Source organism: Actinophytocola sediminis, assembly GCF_054779715.1.
The window spans coordinates 1-22119 of record NZ_BAAGXS010000103.1 but is presented as its reverse complement, the minus strand read 5'-3'; the positions used below and the strand labels follow the sequence as shown (position 1 = coordinate 22119).

Here is a 22119-nt window from a genome sequence, read left to right as displayed (position 1 = left end):
GCGCTGTCAAGGAGGTGTCATGGCCGTGAAGGTGCCGCCCTACGCGGTGATGGTCGACGGCTACCCACTGCCCAAGCCCATCGCCGGGCACCCGGCCCTCGAGTTCTGCAACACCTGGGCCGGGTGGGCCGAGTTCGCCGGGCATGGCTCGGAGTGGCTCGCCGACTACGACCGGTTCGTGGTGTGGGCCGGGCTGCACGAACTGCTCCCGCCGGCGGTCGCGCGGGGGCTGCGTGGGCGTACCGAGGAGCAGGTTATGGCGCGCGCCCGCGCGCTGCGGCACGCCATCTACCAGATCCTGCTTCGCCGGGACTCCGCCGATCTCGGGCTGCTGGCCGCCGAGGCGGAGGAGGCCAACCGGGCGACCAGGCTCGTTGACACCGGCTCGACCATCCACTTCGAACTCCCCGACGACCGGAATCCGTTGCTGCCGTTGAGATCGGTCGCACTGTCGGCTGTGGACCTGCTCGGCAGACCGGAGCGGGAGGCGGTGCGCGCGTGCCCGGGCGCCGGCTGCGGCTGGCTGTTCCTCGACCAGCGTGGCCGGCGGGTCTGGTGCAGCATGGCCGCCTGTGGCAATCGCGCCAAGGTGCGGGCGCACGCGGCCAGGAACAAGTGAGAGTTCCGGCTCGAATTTCTTCCCGGCTGTCATTGCCGGTGGCGATCAAGGCGAATTCGGAGCTACGGTGTGTCACCGGCTGGGGGCCGGGCCGACCAGTGGGGACTGGTCGGCTGTGGGGAATCTTGGGGGATTCACATGACTGTGCGTTCTTTTGACGTTGTCGCGCTCCGGGTGCCGATCGTCTACAACACTTACGGTGATCACGACCGCGACGGAACCATTTTCGCGCTGGCCGAGAACGTGGCGCACCTGCGTTCGATCGGCGCGCACTTTCCCGACCCGTTCCCGGACCCGCTGACGCGGCCGGACGACCTGCCATCGCCCGACCCACTCGTGCGGCCGCTCGTGCTGCGCGCGCACGTCGGCGACCGGGTCGTGGTCCGCTTCCACAACCAACTCCGCCAGCGCGCCGGCATCCACCCGCGCGGGGTCGACTACGACGTCCGCACCGCCGACGGCGGGCAGGTCGGCCGCAACCGCGACTCGGCGGTCGAGCCCGGCGGCCGGCGCGAGTACGTCTGGGACTGCGGCCACGAGGGCGTGTTCCTGTTCAACGACCTCGCCGACCTGCGCGGCGGCGAGGAGGGCTCCAACGCCCACGGCCTGTTCGGCGCGCTGGTCGTCGAGCCGAGGGCGGCCACCTGGACCGACCCGGTCACCGGCGACCCGGTCAGCGACGGGCTCTACGCCGACGTGCACGTGCCCGGCGAGCCGAGCTTCCGCGAGTACGTCGTGTTCATGCAGGACGAGACCGACAACCACAACCCGACCAATCCGCCGCACCCGGCCTACTTCTGCGACGACCCGCGCCCGCACGGGCACTCCGTGGCCCGCGGCGAGGAGCGGCTGGTGCCGGAGATCTTCCCCGAGCACGGCGACCCGGAGCACGGTGGGCACGCCTCCGGCGAGGCGGCGCACTCGATGATGCTGATGAGCCTGCGCACCGAGCCGATGGGCTGGCGCTCACTGGCCTACGAGCGGCTGATCGAACAGGGCAGGCTCGACCTCACCCGGGACCAGATGGTCGGCGAGGAACAACACCACAGCTCGTGGCTGTTCGGCGATCCGTCGACGCCGATCCTGCGCGCCTATCCCGGCGACCGGTCGCGGATCCGGCTGGTGCACGCCGGGGTCAAGGAAACCCACGTGTTCCACCTGCACCTGCACCAGTGGCACGCGGTGCCGGGCAACGACCGGTCGCCGATCATCGACTCGATCTCGATCAGCCCGCAGCAGGCGTTCACCATCGAGCCGATCGGCGGTGCCGGCTCGGTGCAGCACGCCACCGGCGACATCATCTGGCACTGCCACCTGTACCCGCACTTCCACGCCGGCATGTGGGGCATGTGGCGGGTGTTCAACACCCGCCAGGACGGCACCGGCAGCTACCCGGACGGCACGCCGATCGCGGCCCTGCGCCCATTGCCCGGCCACGACCTGCCGCCGGACCCGACCGCGCAACGGCCGGGGTTCCCCGGCTTCATCCCCGGCGAGTTCCCGCAGAAGTCGCCCCGGCCGCCGAGGACCCCGCTGATGCCGGCCGGCATGGGCCGCGAGCCGACGGAGTTGGAGCGCAACGCCTTCTGCCCAGACCCGCAGCCTGGCGAGGCATTCACCAAGTCCACACTGGACCCGTCGGCGCCGGTGCGTAAGTACGACCTGGTCGTGCTGCAGGGGAACATCAACTACTACAACAGTTCCGGCGATCACGAGAACAGCTGGCACGACCACCGGGGCGTGTTCTTCGTGCTGGCCGAGGAGATCGACGAGGCCGGCGGCGTGGCGGAGTTCCAGCGCCAGCTCGAGGAGGGCACCAGGGAGATCGCGCCGATCGCCATCCGCGGTCGCGCGGGTGAGGTGATCGAGCTGACGCTCACCAACGAGCTGCCGCCCGGCTGCCACGAGTCCACCGCCTTCGACCCGGTGCTGCCGCTGCAACCGGAGTGCGGGCTGCACGTGCACCTGGTCAAGTTCGACCCGCTGGTCTCAGACGGCGCGAGTGTCGGCTGGAACTACCTGTCCGGCACGGCCACCGCCGACCAGGGCGCGGAGGCCCACCAGCGGTACAAGAGCTGGGTCTACCGCTGGTACTGCGACGAGGAGTTCGGCGTGGTGTTCTTCCACGACCACCTCCTGGCCAACGAACGCCAGCGGCACGGCCTGTTCGGCGCGATGCTCGCCGAGCCGGCGGGCGCGGTGTGGGTCGACCCGCACGACCACTCCCGCGAGGTGCGCAACGCCAACCAGGCGGTGGTGAAACTCCCCGACGGCACGGCCTTCCGGGAGCAGGTGCTGCCGATGGCCGACTTCGTGCCGCTGGTCGAGCACGGCCACGACGAGGCCGGCCAGCCGATCAACCCGCCCGCCTACCCCGGCGGGCTGGAGGACCACGGCACGGTGGCCGTCGGCTACCGGTGCGCGCCGTTGCACGAACGGCCAGGCGACCCGGACGAGTTCTTCTCCTCGGCGGTGCACGGCGACCCCGGCACGCCGCTGCTGCGCGGCTATCCCGGCGAGCAGATCCGGCTGCGGCTCTACCAGGGCTCACACGAGGAGCAGCACACCCTGACCGTGCACGGGATGCGGTGGCCGGAATGGCGTGACGACCCGGCATCGCCGCCGCGCGACCAGCAGACGCTCGGCATCTCCGAGGCGTTCAACTTCCACGTCGAGCCGAACACGTTGCCCGGCGACCACCTGTGGAGCTTCACCGCCGCGGACGACACCTGGCTCGGCGCGTGGGGTCTGTTCCGGCTGCACGAGTCCACGATGGACGATCTGCCGGCGTTGCCCGGCGCGTTCGCCGGCAACCCGTTGCCGCCGTTCACCGAACCCGACCGGCGCTACCTGGTTCGCGTGCTGCCGCACGAGATCCGCTACAGCGACCAGCGCACCGACCCGCACGGCATGATGTACACAGTGGACGGTTCGGACCCCGGCGAGACCCTGGTACTGCGCTGCCGGGTCGGCGAGTGGGTCGAGATCGAGCTGCACAACGAACTGTCCGGGCCGGGGGCGGCCACGCCGTTCGACCCGGAGTTCTCCGCCAAGGACGACCCGGCGGAGCGGGCCATCTCCGAGTGGGTGTCGTTGCACGCGGGTTCGTTGCTGCGCACCGACGTGCGCGTCGGCGACGGCTCCTACGTCGGCTGGAATCCGCGTACCCAGGTCAAACCGGGCGACTCGATCAGGATGCGCTGGTTCGCCGACCGGGAGGGCGTGGTGTTGCTGCAGGACCGCGCGGACATCCGCAACCACCGCCACCGGGGGCTGGTCGGCGCGCTGGTGGTCGAGCCGGCGGGGTCGATGCCCAGTGACTGGACCGGGGCGCGGACCAGGGTGCGGCTGCCGGACGGCTCGGTCGAGCACGAGCTGGTGTTGGTGCTGCAGGACGGCGTGCGGCTCTACCACGACGGCGACCCGACCCAGCCGGTGACCGATCTGGACGACGAGGTGGTCGACCAGGGGCAGAAGGCGTTCAACCACCGCAGCGCGCATCTGTTGGCCCACCGCCCGTCGCTGGCCGACGGGCGGCCGGAGACCCCGCTGCTCGAGGTTCGGCGCGGCGACACCGTGCGGCTGCACCTGGTGTGCGGCGCTGACCGGGGCCGCAACCACAGCTTCGAGATACACGGGCAGACCTGGCCGATGGCCGAGCACCTGGACACGCCGAGGGTCGGCTCGATCGGCGCGCTGAGCGCGGGCAGCGTGCGGTCGCTGCGGTTCACCGCGGCCGGGCGCGGCGACTGGGCCTACCGGACCGGGCAGCTGCGCTGGGGGCTGACCGAGGGACTGTGGGGACTGGTCAGGGTTCGGTGAGTCAGGACGGCCAGGACGGGTCGGTGGTCAGCACGGTCAGCTGCTGGGTCGCGCGGGTGAGCGCGACATAGAGCGTGCGCGGGCCGGTGGTGGACTCGCTGACCAGTTCGGTCGGCTCGACCAGCACCACCGCGTCGTACTCGAGCCCCTTGGCCTCCACACCGTCCACGACCGACAGCCGGAGGTCGTCGACGCCGGCCAGGGTGGCGCGCACCCGCGCCACCCGGCCGGTCGGCGTGATCACGCCGACCGTTCCGTCCACTTCGGACAATAAGGCCGTGGCCGCCGGGAGCACGGCGGCGATCAGCTCGTCGGGGGACACCGCCATGACCGACGGCTTGACCCCGGTGCTGCGCACCGCGGTCGGCAACTGGTCCGGAGTGGACACCTCGGTCACGACCTTGGCGGCCAGCTCGAAGATCTCCGCCGAGTTGCGGTAGTTCGTGCCGAGGGTGAAGCGGCGGTGGGTGGTGCGCGGACCGAGGGCCGCCGCGCGCGCCGACTCGGCCTCGGCCGGGTCGGGCCACGAGCTCTGCACCGGGTCGCCGACGATGGTCCAGCTCGCGTACTTGCCGCGCCTGCCGACCATCCGCCACTGCATCGGGGAGAGGTCCTGTGCCTCGTCGATGACGATGTGGGAGTACTCGTCGTAGTGCTCGGTGCGGCGGTAGGTCGGCGCGTCCGCCCGCTGCTCGCCCCACGCCCGCAGCTCGGCCGCCGCGGCGGCGACCCGGCGCCGGTGGCGCTTGGGCGGGTTGCCGAGCAGCACCCGCAGCTCGTCCAGCAGCGCGACGTCGGCGACCGTCGGCCCGCCCCGCGTCCACGAGGTCGCCAGCAGGTCGACCTCGGCGGGGGACAGCGCGCGGCCGGCGGCACTGGCCAGCCGGGCGCGGTCAGTGAGCGTGGTGAGCACCTCGGCCGCGGTCATGATCGGCCACCACACCACCACGAACCGGTGGAAGTCGATCCGCTCGCCCAGCGCGGTGACCAGCTCGTCGTGGTCCATGCCGGGACGGCCGTCGGCCTGGCGCCACAGCGCCTCCAGCAGCGCCTCGGCCGCGTCGACCCGCGACTGGTTCGGTGGCCGGCCGGCGGAGTGCACCTGCCGGCGGACCCTGGCCAGCTCGCGCCCGTCGAGCTTGAGCACCTCGCCGCGGTAGGTGATCCGCAGCTCGGTCGGCGCGTCGGCCGGGGCGTCGCGCAGGGCCCGCTTGAGGATCCGGCGCATGCGCAGCGAGCCCTTGATCCGGGTGACCTCCGGCGGGTCGATGGCCACCGCGGTCGCGCCGTCGAGCACCTCGCCGAGGGAACGCAGCTCGACGGTGTCCTCGCCCATCGAGGGCAGCACGCGGGAGATGTAGGAGGTGAAGGCCGGCGACGGGCCGATGACCAGCACGCCGGAGCCGCCCATCCGGCGGCGGTCGCGGTAGAGCAGGTAGGCCACCCGGTGCAGCGCCACGGCGGTCTTGCCGGTGCCCGGGCCGCCGGTGATCTCGGTGATCCCCCGCCACGGCGCGCGGATCGCGTCGTCCTGCTCCTTCTGGATGGTCGCCACGATGTCGCGCATCCGGTCGCCGCGGGCGCGGGTGAGGCTGGCCATCAGCGCGCCCTCGCCGACCACGGCCATGCCGGCCGGCCGCTTCTCCGGCGCGAGCAGGTCGTCGTCGATGTCCACCACGTGCTGGCCGGTGGAGCGGATCACCCTGCGCCGCACGACGTCCATCGGCTGCTCGGCGGTGGCCTGGTAGAAGGCGGCGGCCGCGGGCGCCCGCCAGTCGGTGACCAGGTTGTCGAAGTTCACGTCCCGGATGCCGAGGCGGCCGACGTACATGGTCTCGCTGTCGCCATCACCGTCATCACCGCCGTCATCGCCGCCGCGATCACCGTGGTGGTTGTCGAGCCTGCCGAAGACCAGGCCCTCGTGCTCGGCGTCGAGGCTGCGCAGGATCTGGTTGGCGTGGCGGACCATCACGTCGCGCTCGAACAACATCGAGGCCTGCTCGAAGATCGCCTCGTTGCGGGCGCCGTGGGCGAGCTGGTCGCCCTTGCGCCGCATGTCGCGGGCCTCGACGCGCATCTGTTCGACACGCGTGTACACGACATCGACGTGTGCCTGCTCGACCGCGATCTCGGCCTGCCTGACAGAGATGTGCGACACGCACTCTCCCTGGGGTGCCTGCAGTGTGGAATGGGAAGAGCGAGCCTACGCGAAATGGCTGACAAGGGGGCGGACACCCTGATCACAGATTCTTGCGCGACCATGTCCCGGTGACCAGGATCGTGGCCGGAACGGCCGGCGGGCGGCAGCTCGAGGTGCCCAAGCGAGGCACTCGGCCGACATCGGATCGGGTGCGCGAAGCCCTGTTCAGCGCGGTCGAGGCGACGATGGACCTGGACGGCGCGCGGGTGCTCGACCTCTACGCGGGCACCGGCGCGCTCGGGCTGGAGGCGTTGTCCCGGGGAGCGGCGCACGCCACACTCGTCGAGTCCGACGGCGGGGCGCTGGCGGTGCTGCGGCGCAACGTGGCGGCGTTGGGGTTGGCGGGCGCGCGAGTGCGGCCGGGCCGGGTGTCGACCGTGCTGGCCACCCCGCCGGACGCGCCGTTCGATCTGGTGCTGGCCGACCCGCCGTACGCGCTGCCGGTGGCCACGCTGACCGAGGACCTGGTCGCGTTGCTGGCCTGGACGCTGCCGGACACGGTGGTGGTGGTCGAGCGGGCGCGGCGGTCGGCGGGCTTCGACTGGCCGGCGGCGTACCTGCCGGGCCGGGTGCGCGACTACGGGGACACCTCGCTGCACTGGGCCTCGCGGGTGACTGGAACGCCCGGGTGATCGGTGCCACCGTTGTCGGCTGACGGTCCGCTTTGCCTGATACGGTCCGCCAATGAGGCGCGCGGTGTGTCCTGGTTCGTACGACCCGCCAACCAACGGCCACCTCGACGTGCTCGAGCGATGTGCGGCCGTGTTCGACGAGGTCGTGGTCGCGGTGCTGATCAACAAGAACAAGCGCGGCCTGTTCACCGTCGACGAGCGGATGGAGATGCTCGCCGAGGCGACGGCGCATCTGCCGAACATCCGGATCGACTCCTGGCACGGGCTGCTGGTGGACTACTGCCGCCAGCACGACATCCAGGCCATCGTGAAGGGCCTGCGCGCGGTGAGCGACTTCGACTACGAGCTGCAGATGGCGCAGATGAACCAGCAGCTCACCGGGGTGGAGACGCTGTTCATGCCGACCAAGCCGCTGAACAGCTTCCTGTCCAGCTCACTGGTGAAGGAAGTGGCCACCTACGGCGGCGACGTGGCCCACCTGCTCCCGGAGACCGTGCATCGCCGTCTGGTGAAGCGCCTGGCCGAGGAGCACTGACCCGCTCACAGCGCCAGTTTCATGCCGACGTGGCTTGGCACGAAGCCGAGCTTCTCGTAGAAGCGGTGGGCGTCCACCCGGCTGGCGTCGGTGGTCAGCTGGACCATCGCCGCGCCCCGTGACCTGGCCTGCTCGATGGCCCACTCGGCGAGCCGGCGCCCGAGGCCCGCGCCCCGCTGGTCGGCGCGGACCCGGACGGCCTCGATGAGCGCGCGGGTGGCGCCCCGCCGGGACAGCCCGGGGATGAAGGTCAGCTGCAGGGTGCCGACCACCTCGCCGTCGAGCTCGGCCACCGCGAGGTACTGCCGCTCGTCCCGGTCGATCTCGGCGAACGCGGCCGCGTAGGCCGGATCGCCGGGGGACTCCCTGGTCGCCCCGAGCGGGTCGTCGGCCAGCATCGCCACGATCGCCGGCACGTCGGCGACCGTCGCGCGGCGGATGTTCGTCCTGTTCATGTACGCCTCCCGGACGCCATTGAAACTCATCCGGCACCGACGAACGGCGGCTACTCGGCGTCACCCGATCGGGTTACGGTCGGAAAATGAGCAACGTCACACCAAAGTCTGTGAAGACGCTACTCACCCTGCTGGTCGTCGTGTTCGGGATGCTCGGGCTGACCTCGGCCACCTTCGCGGCGACACCCGAATTAGCTATCGCCCAGCCAGTGTGTGGGGACACGTCCAGCTACGACCTCGTGCCGTTGGCCGACCTCCCGCCGGAGGCCGCCGACACCGCCGACCTGATCGCCGCCGGCGGCCCGTTCCCGTACCCGCAGGACGGCACGGTCTTCCAGAACCGCGAGAGCCTGCTGCCCGACTGCGCCCTCGGCTACTACCACGAGTACACCGTCGACACCCCCGGCAGTCCCGACCGCGGCGCCCGCCGGATCGTCACCGGCGAGGACGGCGAGCACTTCTACACCGACGACCACTACGCGAGCTTCGTGCTGATCGACCTCGGCGGCGCGCCGCCGGCCGAGTGCGGCGACCCGGCCGGCATCGACGACGCCGGTCTGTCCACCCTGCCCGCCGAGGTCGCGGACACGATCGCGCTGGTGAGGGCGGGTGGGCCCTACCCGTACCCGGAGGACGGCCAGGCCTACGAGAACCGCGAGGGCGTGCTGCCCGACTGCGCCGCCGGCTACTACGCCCTCTACACCGTGCCGACCCCCGGCGCGCCCGACCGGGGCGAGCGCAGGCTGATCGCCGGGGACGGCGGCGAGTTCTACTACACCCCCGACCGCTACCTCACCTTCGTGCACATCGATCTCGACGGCTGACACGCCAGGGGCCCACGTCCACCGTTCGCCCTGCGCGAGGCGGCAAACTGGACCACGCGGTCACGCGGCAGTCACGCGTGGGGCGGCGGAGGAGGCCCGGTGTACAAGGTGTTCGAGGCGCTCGATGAGCTGGTCACGATCCTGGAGGAAGCCAGGGGAGTGCCGATGACCTCCAGTTGCGTTGTTCCCCGGGGCGACCTGCTCGAGCTGCTCGACGAGGTGCGGGACGCGCTCCCGGCCGAGGTCGACGACGCCCAGGACGTGCTCGACCGCAAGGACGAGATCATCGGCAACGCCGAGCACCAGGCCGAGCAGACGGCCAGCGTGGCAACCATGGAGGCCGACAAGCTCGTCGACGACGCCAAGGCCACGGCCGAGCGCACGATCGCCGAGGCCAACGCGCACGCCGACCGGATGGTCGCCGACGCCGAGGCGCAGGCCGACCGGACCATCGCCGCCGGCCAGGCCAAGTACGACGAGCTGGTGTCCCGCTCCCAGGTCGAGGCCGACCGGATGATCCAGGCGGGCCGCGAGTCCTACGAGCGCTCGGTCGAGGACGGCCGGATCGAGCAGGAGCGCCTGGTCTCCCAGACCGAGGTGGTCCGCGCCGCCAACGTCGAGTCGGCCAGGATCCTGGACGCCACCGCCGACGAGGCCGCCCGCCAGCGCGCCGAGTGCGACGAGTACGTCGACAGCAAGCTCGCCGAGTTCTCCGACCTGCTCAGCCACACCCTGCGCACGGTCGGCAAGGGCCGGGCCCATCTGCGCGGCGCGTCGGCGCTCAGCTCGACGCTCAACTCGGCGACCAGCATGAGCGCGGGCGGCGGCGCGCCGTTCGACTACACCGCCTGAACCGGCGCGCGGTTCGGCGTACGCTGGTCTGGCCGTGGCGCGGTCGCGCTCGGCCAGCAAGCAACCGTTGGGAAGCGTCGAGTTCGCCATGTCCGAACGCAACAGTCCGTGGGTCGTCGACACCAGGGAGCTCGGTCGCCGTGCGGGCCTGTCCCGTGAGGTGCACCGGGTGGCCACCACCGAGTCCGCGCTGGGTGTCGAGGGCGTGATCGCCGTGCCCAAGGGCGCCGAGGTCACCCTCGAGGTCCTGCTCGAGTCGGTGGTCGAGGGCGTCCTGGTGTCCGGCACCGCCGTCGCACCCGTCACCGGGGAGTGCTCGCGCTGCCTGGACCCGATCGTCGGCGAGGAGATCGAGGTCGAGTTCACCGAGCTGTTCGCCTACCCGGACAGCGCGACCGAGCAGACCACCGACGAGGACGAGATCGCCCGCCTGGTCGACGATCTGGTCGACCTGGCGCCGGTGGTCCGCGACGCGGCCGTGCTCGCGCTGCCGAGCGCGCCGCTGTGCACGCCCGACTGCGCCGGGCTGTGTGCCGAATGCGGCGTCAAGTGGGCCGATGCCGGTCCCGATCACCGGCATGAGACCATTGACCCTCGGTGGGCCGCGCTCACCGAGCGGTTCAGCACGGACCGGGACAAGTGAGCATGCTGTCCGGTCCCACCCTGTCGTTGAAGGAGAGTTAGTCGTGGCCGTCCCCAAGCGGAAGATGTCGCGTTCCAACACGCGTACGCGCAGGTCGCAGTGGAAGACCAGCGCTCCGCACCTGGTCGCCTGCGCCAACCGCGCGTGCCGTCAGCCCAAGCCGCAGCACGTCGTCTGCCCGGTCTGCGGCCAGTACGACGGCCGTCAGGTCAACGAGCCGGCCTGACCGGTTCGGTAGAAGGTGGCCGGTGTCAGTGGCGGGTAGGGCGCGGGGTTCGGCAGCCGAACCCGCCAAGTTGCTTGCGGCGCTCGGTGTCGATCTTGACCCCGAGCTGCTGACGCTTGCCATGACCCACCGTTCGTTCGCCTACGAGAACGGTGGGTTGCCGCCCAACGAGCGGCTGGAGTTCCTCGGTGACGCCGTACTCGGCCTCATCGTCACCGACCACCTGTACCGCACGCACCCGGACCTGCCGGAAGGCAACCTGGCGAAGCTGCGGGCCAGCGTGGTCAACATGCACGCGCTCGCCGGCGTCGCCCGCGACCTCGGCGACGGCGGCCTCGGCCCACACCTGTTGCTTGGCAAGGGCGAGGAGCTGACCGGCGGGCGGGACAAGGCCAGCATCCTGGCCGACGGCATGGAGGCCGTGATCGGCGCGGTCTACCTGGCGCACGGCGTCGAGGTCGCCCGCCAGCTCGTGCACCGGCTGTTCGACCCGCTGCTGACCGAGGCCCCGCTGCTGGGCGCCGGGCTCGACTGGAAGACCTCGCTGCAGGAGCTCACCGCGCAGGCCAGTCTCGGCGTGCCGGAGTACCGCGTCCAGGAGGACGGCCCCGACCACCGCAAGGAGTTCACCGCCACGGTGATCGTCGCGGGCCAGGACCGGGGCAACGGCGACGGCCGGACGAAGAAGGAAGCCGAGCAGAAGGCCGCCGAAGCGGCCTGGCGCACGCTCTCCGAGCTGATCAAGTCCGCCGACCAGGACCCGGATGCCTGAACTTCCCGAGGTCGAGGTGGTCCGGCTCGGGGTCGACACGCACGTCACCGGTCGGCGGATCAGCTCGGTCGAGGTCCTGCATCCCCGGGCGATCCGCCGGCACGTGCCCGGCCCGGCCGACTTCGCCGGCAGGCTCGCCGGTCGTCGGGTCGAGGCGATGCGCCGGCGCGGCAAGTACCTGTGGGCCGAGCTGTCCGGCGACGAGGCGATGCTGGCCCACCTCGGGATGAGCGGTCAGCTGCTCGTCCAGCCGACGGGCGCGCCGGACGAGAAGCACCTGCGGGTCCGGTTCCGGTTCGACGACGACGGCCCTGAGCTGCGGTTCGTCGACCAGCGGACCTTCGGCGGGCTGTCCATGGGCGACCTGGTCACGGTGGACGGCACGGTGGTGCCGGTGCCGATCGCGCACATCGGGCGCGACCCGATGGATCCGCTGTTCGACCCGGCCGCGGCCGTGCGCGCGTTGCGGCGCAAGCGAACCGAGCTGAAGCGGGCGCTGCTCGACCAGCGGCTGGTGTCCGGCATCGGCAACATCTACGCCGACGAGGCGCTGTGGCGGGCCAGGATGCACTGGGCGCGGCCGACCGAGCGCGTCTCCCAGGCCAAGGCGGCCGAGGTGCTCGGCGCGGCGACCGAGGTGATGAACGAGGCGCTCGGCGCGGGCGGCACCTCGTTCGACGCGCTGTATGTCAACGTCAACGGGCAGTCGGGGTACTTCGAACGCAGCCTCGCGGTGTACGGGCAGGAAGGCCTGCCCTGCCGGCGCTGCGGCCGGCCCATCCAGCGCGCGCCGTTCATGAACCGCAGCTCGTACTTCTGCCCCCGCTGCCAGCGTTAACCCACGTCCCCAATGCCCTGAATGAGGCATTGGGGACGGTCAACGTCCTGAATGGGGCATTCAGGGCGTTCAGCCCCGGGCGCCTTCGGGGGTGGGGGTGGTCGTTGTTCGACAGCGGCCCTGGTCCTTGGCGCGCAGCTCGGCGGTCATGCCGGCGTAGCCGGGGCCCGGGCCGGGCGGGATGTCGGTCAGCTGGTCGACGGACATGGCCGGGCCGGGCAGTTCCTGGTCGAACATCACCCGCACCAGGCCGTCCAGCAGCAGCTCGAGATGCCGGTGGCTGAGCCGGTGGTTGGCCGTCGACTCCATCGCGCCCGGCAGGGGCGGGGTGAACCGGATGATCAGCAGGCTGATGTCGCCGCTGGTGACGTCCAGGCGCAGCGAGCCCTCCCGATGCGCGGCGGAGACCAGCGTGTCCACCGCGGCGCGGGAGGACTGGCGGGCGCTGAGTAACTCGTCGTCCATCGCCATCCGGTCGACGAGCACCGGCATGACCAGGCCGATCCGCAGGTCGATCGAGTCGTGCATGTAGCGGGTCATCGCCGCGAAGGCGTCCGGCTCCTCGGCGAGCGCCTCCGTGGCCTCGACCGTGTTCTGGTGCAACATGTCGAGCGCGACCTGCCGGAGCAAAACCGACCGGTCGGGAAAATGCCGATAGAGCGTGGCGATCCCGACCTTCGCCCGGCGCGCGATCTGATCCATCGGCGCGGTCGGTCCCTGCTCGATAATGAGGTCGACGGTGGCATGGAGGATCTGCTCCCGGTTGCGCACGGCGTCAGCCCTGGTTCGTCGCTGCCGGGGTCCTCGTTCACCAGTCTTGTTCATGGTGGCCTTATCCGGAGGAAATCGGAAGATAAACGTACTGCACACCCCGGGAGAACCACCAGGTTAATTTGTTGCCACAGCAATTACCACTTTGGTGTCAGGAACACGTCAATGCGCGCGCGGGTCCGTCGTCCGGATCGCCGCGAGGGCGGAGACTGATGGCGTGGACCTGAGGACGGAGCGGACCGTGGGGCGGGCGGCGGCGGCGACCGCCCCCCGCCTGGACGAGACCCGGCGCGGTGAGCTGCGCATCTACTTCGGCGCGGCACCGGGTGTTGGCAAGACCTTCGCCATGCTCAGCGAGGCCCATCGGCGGGTCGAGCGCGGCACCGACGTGGTGGCCGGCCTGGTCGAGACTCACGAGCGGGCCAGGACCGACCAGCTGGTCGAGGGCCTCGAGGTGGTGCCGAGACGGCTCGTGCGCTACCGCGATCGGGAGTTCGCCGAGCTGGACACCGACGCGGTGCTCGCCCGCCGCCCCGAGGTGGTGCTCGTCGACGAGCTCGCGCACACCAACGTGCCCGGCTCGCGCAACGCCAAGCGCTGGCAGGACATCGACGAGCTGCTCGACGCCGGCATCGACGTGCTGTCCACGGTGAACGTTCAGCACCTGGAGAGCGTCAACGACGTGGTCGAGCGGATCACCGGGGTCCGCCAGCAGGAGACCGTGCCGGACGAGGTGGTGCGCCGGGCCGAGCAGCTGGAGCTGATCGACATCACCCCGGAGGCGCTGCGCCGCCGCCTGGCCCACGGCAACGTCTACCCGGCGCGGCGCATCGACGCGGCGCTGGGCAACTACTTCCGGCCGGGCAACCTGATCGCGTTGCGTGAGCTGGCTTTACTGTGGGTCGCCGACCAGGTCGACGTCGCGTTGCAGCGCTACCGCGCCGAGCAGCGGATCACCGACACCTGGGAGGCCCGCGAGCGGGTGGTGGTCGCGGTCACCGGCGGTGCGGAGACCGAGACCCTGGTGCGGCGGGCGAGCCGGATCGCGGCCAGGGCGGGCGCGGAGCTGCTGGTGCTGCACGTGCTGCGCGGCGACGGGCTCAAGGGCGTCCCGCCGCAGGCGGTGGCCCAGATGCGCGGGCTGAGCAAGGACCTCGGCGCGACCTTCCACACCGTGGTCGGCCACGACGTGCCGGACGCGCTGCTGGACTTCGCGCGCGGGGTCAACGCCACCCAGCTGGTGATCGGCACCTCCCGGCGGGCGCGGTTCGCGCGGCTGGTCGACGAGGGCATCGGCGCCACCGTGGTGCAGCGGTCCGGGTCGATCGACGTGCACATGGTCACCCACCAGCAGGCCGGGCGCGGCTGGCGGCTACGACCGGCGCGCAACCCGTTGCCGTTGTCCCGTCGGGTGGCGGCGTTCGTGCTGGCCGTGCTCGGGACCTCGCTGGCGACCGTTGTCGGGGTGGTGCTGCGCGACGAGTTCAGCAGCTCCACCGACCTGGTGGCCTACTTCCTGGTGATCGTGCTGGTCGCGCTGGTCGGCGGGCTCGCGCCGGCGGTGCTGGCCGCGGTGCTGGCCGGCGGGCTGCTGAACTACTTCTTCACCGAGCCGTACCACTCGTTCCTGGTGGCCGACGAGGAAAACCTGATCATGCTGGTGGCCCTGGTGCTGGTCGCGGTGCTGGTCGCGCTGGTCGTCGACCGGGCCGCGCGGCGCACCTCCCAGGCGACCACCGCGCGGACCGAGGCCGCCCTGCTCACCTCCTACGCGCGCACCGTGCTGACCTCGACCGACCCGGTGAACCGACTGCTGGAGAAGGTCCGGGAGAACTTCGGGCTGTCGTCGGTGGCCCTGCTGGAGCGCACCTCGGGGGAGTGGCGCCGGGTGGCCTGTGTCGGCGCGGCCCCGTGTGACGTCCCGGACGAGGCCGACGTCGATGTCGTGGTGACCCCGGACGTGCACCTGGCGCTGCGCGGCGCGACGCTGCCGGCCGAGGCCCAGGGCGTGCTGGAAACCGTTGCCGGACAAGCGTTGCTGGCGCTGCGCCAACAGCGGATGGCGGCCGAGGCGGCGGCCGCGCGGCACCACGCGGAGACCACCGAGCTGCGTACCGCGCTGCTCTCGGCCGTCGGCCACGACCTGCGCACCCCACTGACCTCGATCAAGGCCGCGGCCGGCAGCCTGCGCGCGCCGGACCTGACGCTGTCCCGGCAGGACTCGCAGGAGCTGTTGGCGACGGTCGAGGAGTCGGCCGACCGGCTGTCGGGCCTGGTGGACAACCTGCTGGACTCCTCGCGGCTGGCCACCGGCGCGGTCCGCCCCCGGCTGCGCGCGGTCACCTACGACGAGGTCGTCTCCCGCGCGCTGTCCGGGGTGGACGGCCGGGCGGCGGTGCAGGTGGACGTGCCGGAGACGCTGCCGCCGGTGCTGGCCGACCTCGGGCTGCTCGAACGGGTGGTGGCCAACGTGGTGGACAACGCGCTGCGGCACGGCTCGCCCGGCCTGGCCAGGGCGGTGCCGCCGGCCGAGCCGCCGATCGCGATCCGCGCGAGCGCGCACGAGGACCGGGTCGAGTTGCGGGTGGTGGATCATGGGACCGGGTTGCCGAAGGGCACGGCGGACACGGTGTTCCAGCCGTTCCAACGGCTCGGCGACTCGACAAGTGGCATCGGACTGGGGATGTCCGTGGCGAAGGGGTTCATCGACGCGATGGCCGGCACGATCAGCACCGAGGACACCCCGGGCGGTGGCCTGACCGTGGTCATCTCCCTGCCGATGGCCGGCGGTGAGCGATGACCAGGGTGCTGGTGGTGGACGACGAGCCGCAGATCGTCCGCGCGCTGCGGATCAACCTGACCGCGCGGGGCCACGAGGTGGCCACCGCGCTGACCGGCACCGAGGCGCTGCGGGTGGCCGCCTCGTTCCGGCCCGAGGTGGTGATCCTCGACCTCGGCCTGCCCGACCTGGACGGCACGGCGGTCATCGAGGGCCTACGCGGCTGGACCTCGGCGCCGATCATCGTGCTGTCCGCGCGCACCGACTCCGGGGACAAGGTGTCCGCGCTGGACGCCGGCGCCGACGACTACGTCACCAAGCCCTTCGGCATGGACGAGTTGTTGGCCCGGCTGCGGGCGGCGGTGCGCCGGGCGTCGTCGGTGCCGCCGGGGGAGGCGGCCGTGGTGGAGACGGCGTCGTTCACCGTGGACCTGGCGGCGAAGAAGGTGCTGCGCGACGGGTCGGAGGTGCACCTGACGCCGACCGAGTGGGGAATCCTGGAGCTGCTGGTGCGCAACCGGGGGAAGCTGGTCGGGCAGAAGCAGCTGCTCCAGGAGGTGTGGGGGCCGGCATACGCGTCGGAGACCCACTACCTGCGGGTGTACCTGGCCCAGCTGCGCCGCAAGCTGGAACCCCAGCCAGCACACCCGCGACACCTGGTCACCGAGGCCGGCATGGGCTACCGCTTCGAGGCCTAAGCCCTGAATGCCTCATTCGGGACGTTCAACGTCCCGAATGAGGCATTCAGGGCTTTAGTAGCCGAAGTTTTGGGTCCAGTACCAGCCGTCCTTGTCCAGGCCGACGCCGATGGCGGTGAGCTGGCAGTTGAGGATGTTGGCGCGGTGGCCGTCGGACTCCATCCAGCTGTTCATCACCTGGGTGGCGCTGCGCTGGCCGCGGGCGATGTTCTCCGCGCCCGGCTCGGAGTAGCCGGCGGCGATGATCCGGTCGGCGAACCCGACGCCGTCGGGGGTGGTGTGGTCGAAGTAGTCCCGCTGCGCCATGTCCGCGCTGTGCCCTCTGGCCGCGTCCACCAGCTCGCCCACGATCCGCACCGGGCCGCAGCCACTGCGCTCGCGGGCCGCGTTCACCAGCGTGACGACCTGTTCCTCCTGGGTCACCTGCGGGCGGTTGGTCGTGGTGGGCGGTGCGGACGGGGTGGCCGTGGTGTCCGGTGTCTCGGAGGCCGGCGGCGGCGCCTCGGTGGTCGTGGTCGGCTCGGGCGTGGTGGGTTCCGAGGTCGTGGACTCGGCCGGACCCGTTGGCACGGAACCGATCGGGTCCTCGGCACTGGCGTCGCCGGACTGCGACGCGCTCGCGTTCTCCACCGCCATATCCAGCTGACCGGACTCGGCGGCCGACAGGGTGTGGGTCATGAATGTCGCGGCGCCCGCCGTCAGTGCGCCGACGAGGGCTGCGCTGAGGGCGGGGAGGAGGGGGCGGCGTTTACGTGACGAGGTCACGGTCCGGCAACGTACCACCAATGGGTGTCGTTACAAAGAGGGGCTCAGTTACCCGAGGTAGTGACGACGGCGGGCTCCGTGATGGTCACCGTGACGGTCATCGAGTCGGTGTCGCTCTGGCCCTTGTTGTCGGTCACGGTGAGCGTCACCGTGTAGGTCCCGGCGGCGTAGGTGTGCGACGGATTCGCCGACGAACTTGTCGCACCGTCACCGAAATCCCAGGAGTACTGCAGGGCGCCACCCTCCGGATCGCTCGATCCGCCACTGGAGAACGAGCAGTCGCCCCCGACGTCGGGGCAGCCACCACCGATAGCTGCCGACGGCGGCTTGTTCACCGGCGGTGGCGGGGTGGTGGTCCTGGTCGGCGACGGTGGCGGCGGGTTGTCGCCCGGCGGCTTGGTCGTGTCGTCGGTCGTCTCCTCGTCCTCCGTCGTCTCCTCGTCCTCCGTGGTGGTGGTCGTGGTGGTGGACGTGGCTGAACTCGGCGGGGTCGATGACGAACCCGGCTGGGAGGTCGTGGTGGTGATCGTGGGGTAGCTGCTGTCCGAGTCGTAGTCGGTCGTCTCGATGCTGCCCCGGTTCTCCGGGCTCGGCGCCGCCTGCTCGTCGCGCGAGCCGGCCAGCGACGCGACCGTGGCGAACGCCGTGGACACCACGAGCGCGGCCACGCCGAGCGCCAGGTAGGGCGAACGGGTCAGTCGCGACCTGGTCTCGGCTGGTTGCTCTGGTAGTGGCGTCAGCTCGTCGTTTGGTTCGGACATGCTGGGGCCCAACCTCCTTGAACTGCGCCATTGCTCCGGACGGCGTAGTACAGCGGCGGTAAGTTATCACCGTGCGCCACACCGTAGTTGACCAGCCCGTGCGGCTGACCTCCTGGGTCCACGGGCAGGTCCAGGGCGTCGGGTTCCGGTGGTGGACCAGAGCCCGTGCCCGTGAGCTTGGTCTGACGGGCTATGCCAGCAACCTCAACGACGGACGGGTGGAGGTGGTTGCGGAAGGGTCGAAATCCGCCTGCGCCACCCTGCTCGACCTGCTGCGATCCGGCCGGACGCCGGGCGAGGTGGCGACCGTGGTCGAGCGCTGGTCGGCGGCCAGGGGCGGCCTCGACGGGTTCGTCGAGCGCTAGCGAGCGCGCGGCCGGCGATCGCGATCGGACAAACGATCGATAACGGCGTGGTCACGGCCCGGTGCGGGTTGAACTTTTCGCCGAGCTCAGGCGTAATTCTGCGTTGTGGGGAACACCCCGGACCAGGAGGACGAGCTCATCCGTGAGCTCTACAGCCGCTATCGGCGGCCGCTCTACGGCTATGTGCTGAGAGCGGTTGGCGGCGACCACCAACACGCCGAGGACGTCGTGCAGGAGACGCTGTTGCGCGCCTGGCGCAACGCGCATTCGTTGTCCGTTGACCAGGCCGGGCCGTGGCTGTACACGGTGGCCCGCAATCTGGTCGTCTCCGGCTACCGCAAGCAGAGCGCACGAGTCGACGAGGTGCCGATTCTGGAACGGGACTGGGCAAGGCCGAGCGACGACTTCGACCGCGTGCTGCAGGGCTGGCAGGTCGCGGAGGCGATGCGCGCGCTGTCGAAGGACCACCGCGCGGTGATCGCCGAGCTGTTCTTCCGTCGCCGGACGATCACCGAGGCGGCCTCGGTGCTCGGGGTGCCCGCCGGCACGGTGAAGTCCCGCTCGTTCTACGCGCTGCGGGCACTACGAGACGCACTGGAGGAACGGGGGGTGACCGAGCCATGAACTCCTGCACGCAGACCGTGACGCTCGGCGCGTACCTGCTCGGTGCGCTCGAACCGCCGGAGCGCTACGAGTTCGAGGCGCACATCGCCGACTGCGACAGCTGCCGGACCGAGTTGATCCGGCTGGCGCCGCTGCCCGGGATGCTCAACCAGATCTCGGTGGAGGACTTCGACGAGGGCCTGCACCCCGGTGAGCTGTACCCGACCGCGCCGATGCCGATCCAGACCCTGACCGCGCCCGCGCCGCAGATGCTCGCCCCGCCGCCAGAGCTGTTGCAGCCACGGACCCAGCGCGAGGAGCCGCCGCCGGACCGGCCGGGCTCCCAGGACACGGTCGAGTTCACTCCTCGGCCGCGCCGCGCGATGCGCCGGGTGCTGCTGGCCGCGGCCGCGGTGGTGGTGCTCGCGTTCGGCGGCGTGCTCGGCTGGCAGGCACTGCGCGAGCAGCCGCCGGCCGAGGAGCCGGGCATCACCTGGACGGGCACCGCGCCGGAGAGCGACGTCCGGGCCGACGTGCGGCTGCTGGACAACGAGTGGGGCACCGAGCTGCGGATCAAGATGGCCAACATGCCGCCGGGTCACCGGTGCTACGCGGTGGTCTTCGACCACTACGGCCGGCGGGAGACCATCGGCTGGTGGGGCACCGACCACGACGAGGCCGAGGTGATCTCCGCGCCGACCTCGTTCCAGCGCAGCAAGATCGACCGGGTGGAGTTCAAGCTCGAGGACAAGATCACCTTCCTGACGATCCCGGCCCCCGTCGGCTGACGTCTCGGAGCAGGTGGGAACACCTGCCGGTGCCACGTCCCACGATCGGCCGGACCCCACAGGTACCCTCATCCGGTAGACCGCCAGCACCGGCTACCTGAGAGGCACGCGTCCCGTGCATTTGAAGAGCCTGACGCTCAAGGGGTTCAAGTCGTTCGCTTCGGCGACCACCCTGCGGTTCGAACCGGGGATCACCTGTGTCGTCGGACCGAACGGTTCCGGCAAGTCCAACGTGCTGGACGCGCTGCGCTGGGTCATGGGCACCCAGGGCGCCAAGGACCTGCGCGGCGGCAAGATGGAAGATGTCATCTTCGCCGGCACCGCCGGCCGCGCCCCGCTCGGCCGCGCCGAGGTCAGCCTCACCATCGACAACACCGACGGCGCCCTGCCGATCGAGTACACCGAGGTCTCCATCACCCGCCGGATGTTCCGCGACGGCGCGAGCGAGTACGAGATCAACGGCAGCACCTGCCGGCTGATGGACGTCCAGGAGCTGCTGTCGGACTCCGGCATCGGCCGCGAGATGCACGTGATCGTCGGCCAGGGCCAGCTCGCCCAGATCCTCGAGGCCAAGCCGGAGGAGCGGCGCGCCTTCATCGAGGAGGCGGCCGGCGTGCTCAAGCACCGCAAGCGCAAGGAGAAGGCGCTGCGCAAGCTGGACGCGATGCAGGCCAACCTCACCCGGCTGACCGACCTGACCAGCGAGCTGCGCCGCCAGCTCAAGCCGCTGGGCAAGCAGGCCGAGATCGCCCGCAAGGCCCAGTCGGTGCAGGCGGAGCTGCGCGACGCCCGGCTGCGGCTGCACGCCGACGACCTGGTCACCCAGCGCACCGACCTGGCAAGGGAGCAGGCGGACGAGGCCGCCGCGCGCGCCCGTCGGCACGAGGTCGAGCAGATGCTCGAGGTCGTCGACGTCCGCCAGTCCGAGCTGGAGGAGCAGCTGGCCGCGGACGCGCCGAAGCTGGCCGCCGCCCAGGACACCTGGTACCGGCTCTCCGCGCTCGAGGAACGGCTGCGCGGCACCGTTCGGCTCGCGGTCGAGCGGGAACGCCACCTCTCCGCCGAGATCGAGGCCCCGCACGGCGGCCGCGACCCCGACGAGATGGAGGAGGAGGCCACCGAGATCGCGATCCGCGAGGCCGAGCTCGGTGAGCACGTCGAGGTGGCCCGCGGCCTGCTCGGCGACGCCGCCGAACGGCGTGCGGACCTGGAGCAACGGGTCTCGGCCGCGGAGAAGGCGCACCTGGCGGCCGTTCGCGCGGTCGCCGACCGGCGCGAGGGCCTCGCCCGGCTCGCCGGCCAGGTGGAGGCGCTGCGCAGCAAGACCAACGCCACCGCCGAGGAGATCGAGCGGATGTCCTCGGCGCTGGTCGAGGCGACCGAGCGGGCCGAGCAGGCGGCCACCGAGCTGGCCGAGGCGGAGACCGAGACCGGCGTCGAGGAGACCGACGACCAGGGTCTTGCCGAGCGCTTCGAGCTGGCCAAGGAGGCCAAGCGCGCCGCGCAGGCCAGGGTCGACGAGCTGGTCGCGGCCGAGCGGACCGCGGAGAAGGACATCGCGTCCTGGCGGGCCCGGGTCGACGCGCTGGCGATGGGCCTGTCCCGCAAGGACGGCGCGGGCGCGCTGCTGGCCGCGAGCGATCGGCTGCCGGGGCTGCTCGGCTCGGTCGCCGCGCTGCTGACCGTCGAGCCGGGGCACGAGGCCGCGTTGGCCGCCGCGCTCGGCCCGGTGGCCGACGCGGTCGCGGTGTCCTCGGGCGACGACGCGGTGGCCGCGCTGCGGCTGCTGCACGACACCGACGCCGGCCGGGCCGGCGTGCTCGTCGGCGGTTGGGCTCAGGCCGACCGGATCGGCTGGCCGCAGCTGCCGCCGGACGCCCGGTGGGCGGTCGACCTGGTCAGCGCGCCGGAGTCGCTGCGGCTGGCGGTGCTGCGGGCACTGGACCGGGTGGTCGTGGTCGACGGCCTGTCCGCCGCCGCCGACCTGGTGAAGCGCTACCCGGACATCCGCGCGGTCACCGCCGAGGGCGACGTGTTCGGCGCGCACTGGGTGGTCGGCGGCGCGGACCGGGGCCAGAGCGTGATCGAGGTCCAGGCCGCGGTCGACGAGGCCAACGAGAAGCTCGCCATGAGCGAGCACGCCGCCGAGCAGGCCGCCGCCGCGCTGGCCG

Annotated in this window: 21 protein-coding genes; 16 read left to right on the top strand and 5 right to left on the bottom strand. The window is 71.5% G+C overall.

All coding sequences use genetic code 11. The features are described from left to right. Window positions 1-19 precede the first annotated feature (19 nt). Window positions 20-619: a CGNR zinc finger domain-containing protein gene (locus tag ACYVIP_RS43230; RefSeq protein ID WP_460406933.1), complete on the top strand. Its 600-nt coding sequence runs from the start codon at window positions 20-22 to the stop codon at window positions 617-619. Window positions 620-757: 138 nt separating this feature from the next. After that, entirely contained in the window at window positions 758-4441 is a 3684-nt protein-coding gene (locus ACYVIP_RS43225) for a multicopper oxidase domain-containing protein (RefSeq protein WP_460406932.1), read from the top strand. Window position 4442: 1 nt separating this feature from the next. Here ACYVIP_RS43225 and ACYVIP_RS43220 read toward each other — a convergent pair whose 3' ends face one another. Then, window positions 4443-6599 (bottom strand): HelD family protein, encoded by a 2157-nt coding sequence (locus tag ACYVIP_RS43220; RefSeq protein ID WP_460406931.1) that lies wholly within the window; start codon window positions 6597-6599, stop codon window positions 4443-4445. 110 nt (window positions 6600-6709) lie between these two features. On the opposite strand from ACYVIP_RS43220, the gene rsmD reads away from it, so the two are divergent. Both rsmD and coaD read left to right on the top strand, forming a co-directional pair. Continuing rightward, the gene (gene rsmD / locus ACYVIP_RS43215; RefSeq protein ID WP_460406930.1) at window positions 6710-7273 is read left to right on the top strand and encodes a 16S rRNA (guanine(966)-N(2))-methyltransferase RsmD; all 564 of its coding nucleotides are present in this window, start codon (window positions 6710-6712) and stop codon (window positions 7271-7273) included. Between the two features lie 52 nt (window positions 7274-7325). Beyond that, window positions 7326-7808 (top strand): pantetheine-phosphate adenylyltransferase, encoded by a 483-nt coding sequence (gene coaD, locus ACYVIP_RS43210; RefSeq protein ID WP_460406928.1) that lies wholly within the window; start codon window positions 7326-7328, stop codon window positions 7806-7808. Between the two features lie 5 nt (window positions 7809-7813). Here the strand turns inward: coaD and ACYVIP_RS43205 are convergent, their stop codons facing one another. Further along, window positions 7814-8263 (bottom strand): GNAT family N-acetyltransferase, encoded by a 450-nt coding sequence (locus ACYVIP_RS43205; protein ID WP_460406927.1) that lies wholly within the window; start codon window positions 8261-8263, stop codon window positions 7814-7816. A gap of 110 nt (window positions 8264-8373) precedes the next feature. Here ACYVIP_RS43205 and ACYVIP_RS43200 point away from each other — a divergent pair, with 110 nt between their 5' ends. The 6 genes from ACYVIP_RS43200 (at window position 8374) to mutM (ending at window position 12418) form a co-directional block, all read left to right on the top strand. After that, window positions 8374-9087 carry a guanyl-specific ribonuclease gene (locus ACYVIP_RS43200; RefSeq protein WP_460406926.1) on the top strand — a complete coding sequence of 238 codons (714 nt, stop codon included), beginning with the start codon at window positions 8374-8376 and terminating at the stop codon, window positions 9085-9087. Window positions 9088-9186: 99 nt separating this feature from the next. Continuing rightward, on the top strand, window positions 9187-9939 hold the full coding sequence (locus ACYVIP_RS43195; RefSeq protein WP_460406925.1) for a DivIVA domain-containing protein: 753 nt from the start codon (window positions 9187-9189) through the stop codon (window positions 9937-9939). Between the two features lie 88 nt (window positions 9940-10027). Next, window positions 10028-10582, top strand: a complete 555-nt coding sequence (locus ACYVIP_RS43190; protein ID WP_460406924.1) for a YceD family protein — start codon at window positions 10028-10030, stop codon at window positions 10580-10582. A gap of 43 nt (window positions 10583-10625) precedes the next feature. Beyond that, window positions 10626-10808 (top strand): 50S ribosomal protein L32, encoded by a 183-nt coding sequence (rpmF, locus tag ACYVIP_RS43185; RefSeq protein WP_460406923.1) that lies wholly within the window; start codon window positions 10626-10628, stop codon window positions 10806-10808. A 70-nt stretch (window positions 10809-10878) separates the two neighbouring features. Then, the gene (gene rnc, locus ACYVIP_RS43180; protein WP_460406949.1) at window positions 10879-11580 is read left to right on the top strand and encodes a ribonuclease III; all 702 of its coding nucleotides are present in this window, start codon (window positions 10879-10881) and stop codon (window positions 11578-11580) included. Next, window positions 11573-12418: a bifunctional DNA-formamidopyrimidine glycosylase/DNA-(apurinic or apyrimidinic site) lyase gene (gene mutM, locus ACYVIP_RS43175; protein WP_460406922.1), complete on the top strand. Its 846-nt coding sequence runs from the start codon at window positions 11573-11575 to the stop codon at window positions 12416-12418. Before rnc ends, mutM begins: the two co-directional genes overlap by 8 nt. 69 nt (window positions 12419-12487) lie before the next feature. Here the strand turns inward: mutM and ACYVIP_RS43170 are convergent, their stop codons facing one another. Next, a complete protein-coding gene (locus ACYVIP_RS43170; protein ID WP_460406921.1) occupies window positions 12488-13243 on the bottom strand; it encodes a TetR/AcrR family transcriptional regulator in 756 nt (251 codons plus the stop codon). A 220-nt stretch (window positions 13244-13463) separates the two neighbouring features. On the opposite strand from ACYVIP_RS43170, the gene ACYVIP_RS43165 reads away from it, so the two are divergent. Both ACYVIP_RS43165 and ACYVIP_RS43160 read left to right on the top strand, forming a co-directional pair. After that, window positions 13464-15989, top strand: a complete 2526-nt coding sequence (locus ACYVIP_RS43165; protein WP_460406948.1) for a sensor histidine kinase — start codon at window positions 13464-13466, stop codon at window positions 15987-15989. Next, window positions 15986-16666 (top strand): response regulator, encoded by a 681-nt coding sequence (locus ACYVIP_RS43160; protein WP_460406920.1) that lies wholly within the window; start codon window positions 15986-15988, stop codon window positions 16664-16666. The genes ACYVIP_RS43165 and ACYVIP_RS43160 overlap by 4 nt, the downstream gene beginning before the upstream one ends. 54 nt (window positions 16667-16720) lie before the next feature. Here the strand turns inward: ACYVIP_RS43160 and ACYVIP_RS43155 are convergent, their stop codons facing one another. Together ACYVIP_RS43155 and ACYVIP_RS43150 are read right to left on the bottom strand one after the other, a co-directional pair. Next, window positions 16721-17344 carry a CAP domain-containing protein gene (locus ACYVIP_RS43155; RefSeq protein WP_460406919.1) on the bottom strand — a complete coding sequence of 208 codons (624 nt, stop codon included), beginning with the start codon at window positions 17342-17344 and terminating at the stop codon, window positions 16721-16723. A gap of 131 nt (window positions 17345-17475) precedes the next feature. Then, window positions 17476-18192 carry a PKD domain-containing protein gene (locus ACYVIP_RS43150; protein ID WP_460406918.1) on the bottom strand — a complete coding sequence of 239 codons (717 nt, stop codon included), beginning with the start codon at window positions 18190-18192 and terminating at the stop codon, window positions 17476-17478. Window positions 18193-18263: 71 nt separating this feature from the next. Between ACYVIP_RS43150 and ACYVIP_RS43145 the strand changes: the two genes are divergently transcribed. The 4 genes from ACYVIP_RS43145 to smc all read left to right on the top strand — a co-directional run. Then, a complete protein-coding gene (locus tag ACYVIP_RS43145; protein ID WP_460406917.1) occupies window positions 18264-18557 on the top strand; it encodes an acylphosphatase in 294 nt (97 codons plus the stop codon). 105 nt (window positions 18558-18662) lie between these two features. After that, the gene (locus ACYVIP_RS43140; RefSeq protein ID WP_460406916.1) at window positions 18663-19181 is read left to right on the top strand and encodes a sigma-70 family RNA polymerase sigma factor; all 519 of its coding nucleotides are present in this window, start codon (window positions 18663-18665) and stop codon (window positions 19179-19181) included. After that, window positions 19178-19948, top strand: a complete 771-nt coding sequence (locus tag ACYVIP_RS43135; RefSeq protein WP_460406915.1) for an anti-sigma factor family protein — start codon at window positions 19178-19180, stop codon at window positions 19946-19948. The genes ACYVIP_RS43140 and ACYVIP_RS43135 overlap by 4 nt, the downstream gene beginning before the upstream one ends. A gap of 115 nt (window positions 19949-20063) precedes the next feature. Then, window positions 20064-22119: chromosome segregation protein SMC (gene smc / locus ACYVIP_RS43130; RefSeq protein WP_460406914.1), on the top strand; the 2056-nt coding region annotated here is incomplete at its 3' end.

Bases quoted from the DNA above. Each gene is read 5' to 3' on its own strand.
- ACYVIP_RS43230 (WP_460406933.1), top strand. From the start codon at position 20: ATGGCCGTGAAGGTGCCGCCCTACGCGGTGATGGTCGACGGCTACCCA.
- ACYVIP_RS43170 (WP_460406921.1), bottom strand. From the start codon at position 13,243: ATGAACAAGACTGGTGAACGAGGACCCCGGCAGCGACGAACCAGGGCT.
- ACYVIP_RS43150 (WP_460406918.1), bottom strand. From the start codon at position 18,192: ATGTCCGAACCAAACGACGAGCTGACGCCACTACCAGAGCAACCAGCC.
- ACYVIP_RS43135 (WP_460406915.1), top strand. From the start codon at position 19,178: ATGAACTCCTGCACGCAGACCGTGACGCTCGGCGCGTACCTGCTCGGT.
- coaD (WP_460406928.1), top strand. From the start codon at position 7,326: ATGAGGCGCGCGGTGTGTCCTGGTTCGTACGACCCGCCAACCAACGGC.
- ACYVIP_RS43205 (WP_460406927.1), bottom strand. From the start codon at position 8,263: ATGAACAGGACGAACATCCGCCGCGCGACGGTCGCCGACGTGCCGGCG.
- mutM (WP_460406922.1), top strand. From the start codon at position 11,573: ATGCCTGAACTTCCCGAGGTCGAGGTGGTCCGGCTCGGGGTCGACACG.
- ACYVIP_RS43225 (WP_460406932.1), top strand. From the start codon at position 758: ATGACTGTGCGTTCTTTTGACGTTGTCGCGCTCCGGGTGCCGATCGTC.
- ACYVIP_RS43190 (WP_460406924.1), top strand. From the start codon at position 10,028: ATGTCCGAACGCAACAGTCCGTGGGTCGTCGACACCAGGGAGCTCGGT.
- ACYVIP_RS43155 (WP_460406919.1), bottom strand. From the start codon at position 17,344: ATGACCCACACCCTGTCGGCCGCCGAGTCCGGTCAGCTGGATATGGCG.
- ACYVIP_RS43160 (WP_460406920.1), top strand. From the start codon at position 15,986: ATGACCAGGGTGCTGGTGGTGGACGACGAGCCGCAGATCGTCCGCGCG.